8 protein-coding genes and 1 tRNA gene are annotated in these 12,214 nt (G+C 38.6%); 2 read left to right on the top strand and 7 right to left on the bottom strand.

From position 1 onward, the window contains the following. Nucleotides 1-3 precede the first annotated feature (3 nt). Nucleotides 4-1,437, bottom strand: a complete 1,434-nt coding sequence (pyk, locus tag ED557_06530; protein ID RNC84630.1) for a pyruvate kinase — start codon at nt 1,435-1,437, stop codon at nt 4-6. Nucleotides 1,438-1,583: 146 nt separating this feature from the next. Between pyk and ED557_06525 the strand changes: the two genes are divergently transcribed. Continuing rightward, nucleotides 1,584-3,005, top strand: a complete 1,422-nt coding sequence (locus tag ED557_06525) for a GWxTD domain-containing protein (protein ID RNC84629.1) — start codon at nt 1,584-1,586, stop codon at nt 3,003-3,005. Here the strand turns inward: ED557_06525 and ED557_06520 are convergent. The 5 genes from ED557_06520 to ED557_06500 all read right to left on the bottom strand — a co-directional run bounded on the left by ED557_06520 (nt 3,002) and on the right by ED557_06500 (nt 9,423). Continuing rightward, the gene (locus ED557_06520; GenBank protein RNC84628.1) at nt 3,002-3,583 is read right to left on the bottom strand and encodes a hypothetical protein; all 582 of its coding nucleotides are present in this window, start codon (nt 3,581-3,583) and stop codon (nt 3,002-3,004) included. The two genes, ED557_06525 and ED557_06520, sit on opposite strands and share 4 nt — an antisense overlap. A gap of 189 nt (nt 3,584-3,772) precedes the next feature. After that, nucleotides 3,773-4,492: a hypothetical protein gene (locus ED557_06515; GenBank protein ID RNC84627.1), complete on the bottom strand. Its 720-nt coding sequence runs from the start codon at nt 4,490-4,492 to the stop codon at nt 3,773-3,775. Nucleotides 4,493-4,523: 31 nt separating this feature from the next. Then, complete coding sequence (locus ED557_06510; GenBank protein RNC84626.1) at nt 4,524-5,990, bottom strand: RagB/SusD family nutrient uptake outer membrane protein; 1,467 nt, start codon at nt 5,988-5,990, stop codon at nt 4,524-4,526. Nucleotides 5,991-6,018: 28 nt separating this feature from the next. Then, nucleotides 6,019-9,105 carry a TonB-dependent receptor gene (locus tag ED557_06505; protein RNC84625.1) on the bottom strand — a complete coding sequence of 1,029 codons (3,087 nt, stop codon included), beginning with the start codon at nt 9,103-9,105 and terminating at the stop codon, nt 6,019-6,021. Nucleotides 9,106-9,347: 242 nt separating this feature from the next. Next, a tRNA-Met gene (locus ED557_06500) sits at nt 9,348-9,423 on the bottom strand. A 98-nt stretch (nt 9,424-9,521) separates the two neighbouring features. On the opposite strand from ED557_06500, the gene rocD reads away from it, so the two are divergent. Further along, nucleotides 9,522-10,784, top strand: a complete 1,263-nt coding sequence (rocD, locus tag ED557_06495) for an ornithine--oxo-acid transaminase (protein RNC84624.1) — start codon at nt 9,522-9,524, stop codon at nt 10,782-10,784. Here rocD and ED557_06490 read toward each other — a convergent pair. Further along, complete coding sequence (locus tag ED557_06490) at nt 10,770-12,020, bottom strand: hypothetical protein (protein ID RNC84623.1); 1,251 nt, start codon at nt 12,018-12,020, stop codon at nt 10,770-10,772. The two genes, rocD and ED557_06490, sit on opposite strands and share 15 nt — an antisense overlap. Nucleotides 12,021-12,214 lie beyond the last annotated feature (194 nt).

Genomic DNA, 12,214 nt, shown 5'->3' with positions numbered 1-12,214 from the left:
TGGTTACTCAATCGTGCTTACTTTAATCATATTAGTTTTTCCTCTCTCTGCAATAGGCATTCCAGTAGCAATTACAATTCGATCTCCTTTTTTAACCATACCACGATCTTCTAAATAGTACTCCATTTTCTTTACACTCTTATCAGTATTAAAGAGCTCATCCAATCGAACAGAATGGACTCCCCAAACCAAATTCAATTGTCTTCTTACTTTTTGTGATTCAGTGAAGGCAAAAATCGGAACCTTTGGTCGAAATTTTGCAATCCTCCTGGCTGTATTTCCGGAATGTGTGATAGTGCTAATTACCTTAGCATCCACATTATCTGCCATTGCTATACATGAAAAAGCGATAGATTCAATAATTTGCTTTTCCTTTAAGTCCGGCTTTCTATACTTAAGGCTATTATAAAGATTAAGAAGCCTCTCTTCCGTTTTCCTACAAATTCGATTCATAACATTCACTGCTTCCATTGGGTATTTCCCCGCTGCGGTTTCTCCCGATAACATTACCGCATCAGTACCATCTAGAACAGCATTAGCAACATCTGAACTCTCTGCTCTTGTAGGCCTTGGATTTGTAATCATTGAATCAAGCATTTGAGTAGCAGTAATTACCGGCTTGCCATGCTTCCTACATTTTTCAATAATCATTTTTTGGATGAAGGGTACATCTTCAGTGGGAACTTCGATTCCTAAATCTCCTCTCGCAACCATGATACCGTCAGCCGCTTCTATTATTTCATCAATAGCATCTATCGCTTCTGGCTTTTCGATTTTTGCAATTACTCCTGCCTCACACTCCGACTCACTGATTCTCCTTTTAAGATCCAATACTTCTTTAGCGGATCTAACAAACGATAATGCTACAAAATCTACATTCTGCGTGAGGCCAAATTCAAGATCTTTTATGTCCTTTTCAGTCAAAGCTGGAATTGAAACCTTAACGTTAGGCAGGTTAACTCCTTTTCTGGGCTTTAGTAATCCGCCCACAATTACTTTTGCTTCTAATACACTACCCTTTTTACCTGTAACTTCAAGTTCGAGAAGCCCATCATCCAATAGTATTCTATTTCCAACCTCAGCCTCTTTGACAAGGTTTTTATAATCAATTGGAATCAATGTGGATGTCCCTTCTACTTCTTCACCTGTAATAGAAACGATTTCTCCTTCTGTCAAAACCTGACCATCATCCTTCATCTGACCAACCCTAATTTTTGGCCCTTGCAAATCCATTAGAACTGCGATACTGTAGTCATTCTCTCGAGCTGTTTTTCTAATGTATTTAATTGAACGTTCATGAACTTCGTGACTACCGTGAGAAAAATTAATTCTGGCAACATTCATTCCGTGTAAGAAAAGATTTGTGATACCTTCCTGGGTATAACAACTCGGTCCGATAGTACATACTATCTTAGTTCTTCGAAGTGGAGTAATCATATTTTGTGGTTGATCTTAAGAGTGAGGTTATTTAAATATATGGATACTAAAGATAGCCTAAATGTGGTTATCAGTTTGATATGATTTTATAAATTTTTGGATCAAATAAGCACTATTTTTTCTTGTACCCAAAAGAGTTTAGCTGTATGAAGGTAATTACATCAAAGCTTTTATTATTATTTGTAGGGATTTTGGTTTTGAACTGTTCAAACTCTTATGTCGATAATATTGACAGAAATGAGGGTTATCAGTTTATACCTGGTTATCCTGAAGTTCGCCTGGTTACGGCTGGAATTATTGATGAATATACGGATAGTACAAGAATAACAGTTATTGGAGAGATTATTTATGCAAGTCTAATTTTTAAAAAGGTGGATGATCAATTTGAAGCCGAAATTACTATCGACGTTCAAATAATAGACAACATCAACCCTGCAAATATTATCGACTTAAAAACTTACCCTATTACTGTTACTGAAAAAGATGCACGTACTACGAATAGTCAAAAAGAGTACCTATTTAGCAAAGTATATGACTTAGAACCAGGAGACTATACGATTAATTTTACAGTTACCGATGTAAATACCAATAAGCAAACGGTAAGAACATCAAAAGCATATATACCTAATCCTGTAGACCCTATCTCCCATATCACAAATATCCAAATTTTTTCCAAAGATGAGTCGCTTACAAATCAGTTTGACCCTGTAACTACTTATGATATTTCCAATCAGATTGATTCTGTTCGGTTTGTATTCCAGGTTACCAATAATAACCCAGATGAACCTATAACTATCGATAGTCGTCTCTTAAAATTCCGAAGTGATACTACTATAGCCCGCCCCATGAGTTTTACTAACTATAATTCATCGCATATTGTTTACAAAGGTATCCAATACGACAAATTTGAAACGATAACGTCCTCCAGACGGATCATTAATCAACCTGGTAGTGTTTCCATTGAGTTTATATTTCCAAATCTACCTAGAGGTAACTACCGATTTGAGGTTCGCTCTGCCGGAGAAAGAGAAGAACCACTGTTTAAGGCAAGGGATTTCAGTGTTAAGAGCCTTAATTACCCTTCCTTAAAAACTCCACGAGAGCTAGCCGCCCCGCTTGCTTACTTAATGGATAAGAAGGAATACAACCGTTTAATGGCTATTGAAAATGATGTCGATCTAAAAAAAGCGCTCGATCGTTTTTGGTTAAAGAATATAAAGAACTCCAAAAAAGCTCAGGATGTAATTTCACTATACTATGAAAGAGTTGAGCAAGCTAATAAGCAATTCGCCAGTTATAAAGAAGGATGGAAAACAGATATGGGGATGATCTACATACTTTTTGGACCACCATGGTATGTTACCCCCACTCTTGATCAAATTTCATGGGCTTATTCTTACAACCTTGATGAGTTTGGTAGAAATTTCTTTTTCCGATCGCCTCGGGTTAAGAATAGTGAATATCCATTCTACAACTACTTATTGTTAAGAACCCCTCAATATCATCAGGTAGAATATAGGCAAAGAGAGTTGTGGCTTAATGGGTTAATCCTTAAAGACAACCTCTAATTTACATTAACTATTGAGCCAGCAAACATTTCACCTTCTAGCAGATTTCTGAAATTGCCATTAATTTCAGAAATATTGTTGGCCAGATTAGGATTTAAAAACTCTCCATCTCCGTTCTGAAATAGAGCTTGAATATCTATTGTTGTTCTAACAAAAAGAGTTTCCTCGCTATCACTAATATTTACCGGTCCATCCATTGCAAATCGTTTAGTAAAACTTGGAGTAGTTCGTAGGAAAAAATCACTTCCGTTTACTGTTCCTTCTATAACTAATGAGTAGGTTATGTTGTCATCACCATAAAAATCATTATCAAAAAAAGGATCTCTTGTGCTAATGGGGCCTATATCAAGTTCATAATCTACAAAACCATTTAACTCAAAACCCAAATCAGTGGATAAGACGATTACATCCGTATCCCCAATATCAACATAGGCATATAAGAATATATCAAAATCTTCAGAGTTGACTAATTCTGCAGAATCCTCATTGGTAATTATGAATGCGGTAGAAGTAAACTTCAGTTCCCTCACTCTTACTGTATCATTCCCGAAGGCTATTTCATCACCTAGATTATCCACAAAGAAACGAAACTCGACTCGTTTACCGATATTTGAGCTTGAATCGAGACAGTTCGATAGATAAAAAGTTATTAGACCTAGAAGTAACGTATATCTTGACATTGATAAAGCTGATATTGAATTAATTGAATAAAAAAAGCTACACCTAACTAGTAGGTGTAGCTCAAAGTTAACAATTTAGTAAGATACTTATTGTGCCATAAACACATTAGTAGAATCTAAATTCGCTGCAACGGTTGCACTTGATCCGTCTAATTGAAGTAGAAGAAGAACTTCACTAGCAGCAAAGCTACCAGTAAGATCCGCTACATCAAAAGTAAGATCTGGAGCTCCGCCACCACCAAGATTTGCATCTGTAATAGTGAAAGAGTCAGTACAAGCATAACCAGTACCACCTGAAGCGATAGTAACTGCAGCAGCACCAGTAGTATCAACAACTACATCAAATGTAGCCCCAGTACCGGAACCACCAGCAGTAACACCTGAATAGGTACCTGCCGTTCTAAGTGTATCAGTTGTTGTACCATCATAGCTTGGCTGAGTAATACTTCCTACTGTAGTAACTACAAAGTCGATATCAATATCAGCAGTAGTTTCTCCAGCAGAGATAGTTACAGGTGAAGTAGTTCCGAAGCTATAGTCGGTACCAGCGCTTGCAGTAGATCCACCGGCTGCACTGAAGTTTACAGAAACATCAGAAGATGCTGTACCATCGCTAGAAATTAACTGAACCTGGATAGTTGTGGAAGTAACATTACATCCAAGGTTATTGCTATCCTGTAGAGGGAAAAAGCCAACCTGATCTGGTCCGTCATAAGTATTTTCTACATCCCCTTTATCAAAGAGTGAATCACACCCTACCAGCAATGCTGGAAAAAGAAGGATATATGCTAGTTTTTTGAATTTCATAGTCTTATAAAATTTTCGAGTTAGTAGATGATTAGTCTTCAAGTACTGCGTAGTCAGGATTCTCAACAGCGAGAGGATTTACCGCCTGATAAGCAGTTCCAAATGGAGCTAATAATCTGTAAGAATCAGCTCTCATTTTAGTACCGCCATCTCCATCAGGAATAGCTCGTCCTAGTCGCTTTAAATCCCAGAATCTGTGACCTTCTACAATAAGCTCACGAGTTCTTTCCAGAAGTATTTCATCCTCGAATGCAGTTACATCGGCGAAGTCGCCTGCTGCTACTGTTGCAAGACCTCTAGCAGTTCTAAGAGTATTTAAAGGTGCGATACCAGAAGCAACGCCACTAGCTTTTGCTGCAGCTTCAGCTTGAATTAGGTAAAGCTCAGCAACTCTCATGAAAGGAATATCATCCACAAAGTTTCCTTTGTATCCATTCCACTTCATAACAGCTACGCCTTCATCATTTGTTGCAGTACAACCTTCCTGAATACAAGTAGCGTACCATCCTGAAAGTCTCCAGTCGTCTGCTGAGTATGTATCCATTGTGTAGTTAGTTGGTACTTGAGATACCCACTGAACTGAAGTGTATACTGCAAGACCGCTGTTAGCATTACTACCAGCAATATTTTCAGTACTAGCATTTACTTTGATTTCAAAGAGTGCTTCAGGATTTGCCTGGAACCACATACTTCCTACTCCTGCTGAATCACTTACTAGTGAAAGTCCACTAGCTGTAATTGCAGTTTGAGCAGCAGTAGCTGCAGCAGCCCATTCTCCTTGATAAAGTAGAACACGCGCTCTTAGTCCTAGTACAAATTCATAAGTTGCAAAACCATTAGCAGAGAGAAGATCTGCATTAGCAGAAAGCAAAGACTCTGCTTCTGTAAGGTCAGCAAGAATTTGAGTGTACACTTGATTTACAGTGCTACGAGCAACAGGCTCGGCATCGGTTAAATCAGTAGTGGCATCAGTTCTTAGCATAACACCTGCATCCCAGTTTGCTGTAGGCCCATTACTGAACTGACCTGGCTCGTATGCATATGCACGAACTAACAAATGATAAGCTAGAGCTCGGATTGCAAGTGCTTCTCCTCTGTACTGATCTCTTGTAGCATCATCAATTAACCCATCAGGGATTTCATTGATCAATAAGTTGGCTTCCTGAATTACTTCATAAGCGCCAAAACTTCCAAGATGAGTAGTACCACTGGTACCTATTGCTGTACATTGTGCTTGAAACCTTGTAGAACCTTGTCGGTTACAAGTTTCATCAGCAAGTGCACTCGCGCCAACAAAATGCTCAGTAGTCATATCAAAACTAGTAAGAATTTTGCTGTACATATTGGTTCTCAAGCCATCAATACCAGCTGCTGATCCTAATGCATCAGAAGTAGAAATAGCAGTAGATGGCTCTACGTCAAAAATGTCATCACAAGCGATTCCTCCTACAAGAAGAAGGGAAAGCGCAGCGATTTTAATAAATCTTAGTTTATTCATTGTCTTATATCCTTTTTACTGATTTCGATTAGAAGCCTATATCAATACCACCGTATACTTGACGCTCTGTTGGGTAAGAAGCGGCAGTAACGTTTCCGTTTACGTCAGTAGTAGTCGCAGCAACTTCTGGATCGTACCATGGCCATGCAGTCCATGTAAGAAGGTTAACAGCAGAAGCATATAGTTTAACGCTTCTAATACCTAAACCATCAAGCATAGTGCTAGGTAGGTTGTAACTTAGAGAAACGTTTTTCAATCGAATGTAACTAGTATTATAGATAGACTGAGTACTTAATTGAGTACGGTAGTTATCAGTCTCAGGGTAGTCAGTACCACCTTCAATTGCACGTGGGTAGTAAGTTACATCACCAGGAGTAGTCCATCTGTCATTAACTTCTTCAGCAAGGTTCATCAAGAAGTCAGGAGTTCTTGTGAAGTAGTAGTCAGTTTGTGGGAATGCCCACTGACCAAAGCTGAACTGGAAGAATGCATCAAGAGTAATACCTTTGTAACTAAGTGTATTTCCAAATCCACCAACTGCATCAGCAACACCATCTTTATACTTAACTCGGTCAGAAGCTTCAGGAGTGTATGTAATGTTACCGTTAGCATCGTACCACATTGGACGACCATCAGCTGGGTTAACACCTGCCCATCTTACTACCTGAATTAGACCAAGAGTCTCACCAATGATTCTGGAAGCAAAGATATCATCCGGGCTGATATCGGTGTCATCAGGAAGTTCTAGAATTTCATTACTCTGGAATGCGATGTTGAATCTTGAAGACCAAACGAAATCGTTGTTGTCAACATTTACAGAGTTAATTTCAAACTCGATACCTTCATTTCGAAGAGCTCCGATGTTTTCTCTAATTCCAGTGAATCCACTATCTCCAGAAAGCGGACGGTTGAAAAGAAGACCTTCGTTATCTTTTCTGTACACGTCAATAGAACCAGAAATTCTGTTATCTAGAAGTGCATAATCAAGACCTACGTTGATTTCGTTTGCCTCTTCCCAAGTTAGGTTAGCGTTTGCTAACTGACTTGGACTGATACCTGTACTACCGCTGTAAGTACCAGCTAAGCTATAAAGAGCTTGAGATTCGAAGTTTCCAATCGCAGAGTTACCAGTTTGTCCATAACCAACTCTTAATTTAAGATCATCGATTACGTCAACTGTAAAGAAATCTTCTTCTGCAATATTCCAAGCACCAGAAACAGATGGGAAAAATGCCCAACGTACATCTTCACCAAATCGGGAGTGTCCATCATAACGACCAGTGAAAGAAATGAAATACTTTTCATCAAAGTTGTACTTCAAATTTGTGAAATAACTGCTCACAACATACTCAGTGTTAGAACCTGAAGCTTCTACAGGAGTAGAAGTTGCGTTTAGTACATTGAAGAAAGAACTAGAGATACCATCACCACGAGTAGCGTAGGTTTCTGAATATACATTCTTGTACTCAGTTCCAACTAAACCAGAAACATTGTGTACACGGTCAAAAGTGTATCGTCCGTTTGCAACTAAACGAGCCTGAACGTTTTCAACATTTCTATTATCGTAAGAAATCCAACCGCCTTGAACAGGAGCTGATACAGCAGTTCTAATTTGCTCATCTTGAGTATTTCTATAGTCAACAGATAGAGAACCTCTAACATTTAACCAGTCAGTTACAAGATAAGTTAAGCTTGCATCAGCGATAATTTGATTGAAAGTAGCGTTACGGTCTACTTCATCACGAATTACAGCAGGGTTCCAGTCAATACGTCTGAAAAGACCACCAGCTGGGTTGTAGCTACCATCAGCAAAGAACGGGAATGACATTGGAGGGGTAAACATTGCCTGAGAAACAGGGCAATTTACAAAGTTACCATCCTGACAAACACCAAATTGAGTGCTACGAGAGATATTTGCAGTTACAGAGGTAGAAAGTTTGCTATTAATTCTGTGGTCGATGTTTGTTCTTAAGTTTAAACGAGTAAAATCAGAATCAAACGCAGTACCTTCAGTACTTTCAAATCCACCAGAAAGGTAATAGCTAGTAGACTCTGTACCACCAGAAACAGACATATTATACTTTTCAGTAACACCGTCAGAGAAGATGAAATCTTGCCAGTCAGTGTTAACTAGTGCTGGATTATCAGCATCAAAACCTGGTGCCTCAGAAGTAAAGTAGTACCCCTCGAAGAAATCATAATAGGTTTGAACGAAGGAAGAAATGTCTTGATCCAAAGAAACACCGCTATTAAGTGCAAGAGCTTCTCCCATATATTGTAGATAATCGTCAGAAGAAACATAGTCTACGTTTCTTGCTAAACTTCTTACTCCACGCTCGTAACTAGCGTTGATCTGAGAAGTTCCTTTCTTACCACGCTTAGTAGTAATGATAACTACACCAGCAGCAGCCTGAGCTCCGTAAATAGCGGAAGCAGCAGCATCTTTAAGAACCTCGATAGACTCGATGTCGCTTGGGTTAAGAGCATTCAATGGAGTTGTACTGGTTACACCAGAAGTATTAGATAATTCAATCTGTACACCATCGATGATATAAAGTGGTTGAGAATTCGCGTTAATAGAATTCACACCTCTAATCTGTACATTAAATGCACCACCTGGGTTTCCTGAAGTAGTGGAAATAGTTACACCAGCGGCACGTCCTTGAAGAATTGATTGTGCGTTTTGCAGAGATACGTTTTCAATATCTGCAGCAGCGATACTTGAAATTGAACCTGTTAGCTCTCTTTTGGGTGTTACGGCATACCCAGAGACAACAAGTTCATCTAAGCCTACAGCTCCAAATTCTAAAACGATATTTAGCTCAAGATCTTGACCTGATTGAACCTGAACTAATTGTGTAAAGGTTGTATAGCCGATAAAAGTAGCGGAAATGGTATATGAACCAGCAGGAACATTATCGATTCGATAATTCCCATCAGGATCAGTTGCATTACCACGATTTAGATCAACGATTACAACGTTTGCACCTGCTACTATTTCACCATCAGTATCAGTCACGGTACCGTAAATGGAACCCTGAGCATAGATACCTGCAGACAGCGAAAAAGCACAAACTAACAAAGTTAGTAACTTCTTTAACATAGATGACCTCATATGCTTTTTGTTTAATTAATAAATGATGTTCACAAAAGTGACCTTAAACCCTAGGTTGAACAACCTAAAATTTAACGATTCGTAAATTGAACAATAAAAAATTATAAAGCAAATGATTGTTGAAGCATAAAATATCTTTTTCTGATGGAAGCTATACCTACTTAAAACAGTCAGCTTATACTATATATATAAACGCATGCAGATTGGGCAAATAAAAAAAGCCTTGATGCAATCAAGGCTTTTAGTGGCGGGGACAGGATTCGAACCTGCGACCTTCGGGTTATGAGCCCGACGAGCTACCAGCTGCTCCACCCCGCGATTTCAGGACGACAAATATATGAGTTTTAGTCTATTAACTTCAATACCTTTTTTGCCAGAAAATCACTCTCGTCAATTAATATTGTTGCTTAATAATTATGACATCATCCAAACAAGCAATCGAGTTAGAGAATAAATTCGGGGCACATAATTATCATCCTTTACCAGTAGTTCTTTCAAAAGGTGATGGAGTATATGTTTGGGATCCTGAAGGAAAAAGATATTTCGATTTTTTATCTGCCTACTCTGCAGTTAATCAAGGGCACTGTAATCCTAAGATTACCGATGTACTCATCGAACAGGCTAAGACCCTCACACTTACATCACGGGCGTTCTATAATAATGTATTGGGTGAGTATGAAAAATTTCTTTCTCAGTATTTCGGTTTTGAGAAAATTCTACCTATGAATACGGGAGCTGAAGGAGTAGAAACGGCGATCAAAATTTGCCGCAAATGGGCCTATGAAAAAAAAGGGATTCCTGAAGACAAGGCTCAAATCATAGTGTTCGAAAATAATTTCCACGGCAGAACCACTACAGTTATTTCTTTTTCAAATGATCCCGATGCCAGGAATAACTTCGGACCTTATACCCCAGGGTTCTTAAAGGTGCCTTACAATAATATTGATGCTTTATCAAAAGCCCTTGATCAACCAAACATTGCCGGCATTCTGGTTGAACCTATTCAAGGTGAAGCAGGGGTTATGGTCCCCGATGAAAATTTTATTCCTGAAATAGCCAGACTCGCAAAAGAAAAAAACGCCCTGTTTATTGCTGACGAAATTCAAACTGGTATTGCACGAACGGGATCGTTGTTAGCCGTTTGCGGTAACTGCACATGTTCTGGTCACTGTGAACAACAGCCATCTTATACTAAGCCTGACATCTTAATTCTTGGTAAAGCTCTTTCAGGTGGGTCTTATCCGGTATCTGCGGTTCTTGCAGATAGTGAAGTCATGGATGTTATTAAACCAGGACAACATGGATCTACCTATGGAGGAAACCCTTTGGCATGCAAAGTAGCTATCGCTGCTTTGGAGGTAGTGAATGATGAGAAGCTTGCACAAAATGCCCGTAGACTTGGCATGCTATTCAGGGAAAAAATGAATGACCTGGTTACCAAGTTTAATCTCTTTGTTAAGGTTCGAGGAAAAGGGCTGTTAAATGCCGTAGTTATTAATGATAAAGAAGAAAGTGATACGGCCTGGAGATTTTGTGTAGAACTCAAGAATAACGGACTACTCGCCAAACCTACTCATGGGAACATCATTCGTTTTGCTCCCCCTTTGATAATAACTGAAGAACAACTATTGGAGTGTGTTGATATCATTCGAGAAACCCTAATCTCATTCGGTAACTAATTTTCGGATTTGTATAGGACTCCACTCTTCCAAAAGAGGTTCTGATTCTCTGCTATAATATGGCCACGGACTGTTGGCAATAAAATAAAACTCATCACCTACTATTACTCCCATTGTTGGTTCATTTAAAAATGGAAGGGCCCTATCAAGAAACTCAAATCTACTCCCATCTAGCTTACTAATTGCTATTCGCTTTGGGGTAGTCCCATTTTGGAGGTAGATCAATTTGTCCTTATAAATGGTTAACCCATCTGTACCGGAAATTAAACCACCTTCAATATCTAACCTGCTAATCAATCCGCTTTCAATATCTACAATAAATGTTCCGGTGATATAGTCTGAAACGAATATTCGATTTTGTGCTTCGTCAATCGCCAAACCCTGGAGATTCATCCATCCTGGATTTGTATAAAGAGATTCAATCTCATCCCCTCCATTTTTTATACCATATATATAGGGCTCAATACTATCGGATATATAAAGGTCTCCTGAGTCTGAAAATATTATTTCTCCTAAAACATGCCTTCCCGGTAATTCAAATACTTCAAGGACCTTATTCTTTCTTATATCCAAACTCATCACAACAGACTTTCCATCCAGAGAGTCTATGTAACCTGAAAACACATTCATCATTGAACTGCTTACCCACAGGGTATTTTCTTCATTTGGATCGAAGGCTATACCTAATGCCGACCAATACCCCATCGCTTTGAGATCAAACTCTTTCCTTAAATCCTCCCCCTCCCTTCCTACACTATATATATAGCCATTCCTGACATCTGACAAGAAGAATCGTTCAAGTTTTTCATGATAAACAATGTCTTCCGCGTGAAATTCATCAGCTTTTATTTCAAATACAAACTCGCTGGTTTCTATTGGTTCATTTAATAGGTTCACAGTACTCCGCAATTCCTCAAAATACTCTTCCGACAAGGATGCAAAGTCTTCATCTTCTTCGAAATCATTTACTGCGTAAAATTGTGCTCTGGACTTTAACACTTCATATGCTTTCTCAGAATTTCCAGTAAGGGCATAACCGGCAACTACATTATATAATAGTATCCTGTGATTAGGTCGGAGCGAATCGGCTTTCAGAGCGTACTCTAAAAAATCCTCAAATCTTTTTTCTTCATAAGCCTGGATACTCGACTGGTATAATTCACTTACAGTTTGAGCAACTGCAGTACCAGAAAAAAGAAAGACTATAACCAGGAATTTAAATCTGTATTGGTTCATAATGTGAATGTCTCCAAAAAAGAATTATAACGTTTAAAAAAGCCCTTCCATAAATATTTTTATCCCCCTTTCCCGCACAATAAAGAGAATTAAATATGTACAATCATGCCCTATAAAGTTTAAAGGGTATTGAGGCAACTTCAGGTATTTGGTAGCTTAAATTTTTAGCAAATTGGTAACTGAAAAAACTAAAC

Origin of the sequence: Balneola sp. (assembly GCA_003712055.1) — a bacterium.
Classification (GTDB): domain Bacteria; phylum Bacteroidota; class Rhodothermia; order Balneolales; family Balneolaceae; genus RHLJ01.
The sequence above is the reverse complement of the archived record's forward strand: the minus strand, read 5'-3'. Positions and strand labels throughout refer to the sequence as shown.

Bases quoted from the DNA above. Each gene is read 5' to 3' on its own strand.
- pyk (RNC84630.1), bottom strand. From the start codon at position 1,437: ATGATTACTCCACTTCGAAGAACTAAGATAGTATGTACTATCGGACCG.
- ED557_06525 (RNC84629.1), top strand. From the start codon at position 1,584: ATGAAGGTAATTACATCAAAGCTTTTATTATTATTTGTAGGGATTTTG.
- ED557_06515 (RNC84627.1), bottom strand. From the start codon at position 4,492: ATGAAATTCAAAAAACTAGCATATATCCTTCTTTTTCCAGCATTGCTG.
- ED557_06510 (RNC84626.1), bottom strand. From the start codon at position 5,990: ATGAATAAACTAAGATTTATTAAAATCGCTGCGCTTTCCCTTCTTCTT.
- ED557_06505 (RNC84625.1), bottom strand. From the start codon at position 9,105: ATGAGGTCATCTATGTTAAAGAAGTTACTAACTTTGTTAGTTTGTGCT.
- rocD (RNC84624.1), top strand. From the start codon at position 9,522: ATGACATCATCCAAACAAGCAATCGAGTTAGAGAATAAATTCGGGGCA.
- ED557_06490 (RNC84623.1), bottom strand. From the start codon at position 12,020: ATGAACCAATACAGATTTAAATTCCTGGTTATAGTCTTTCTTTTTTCT.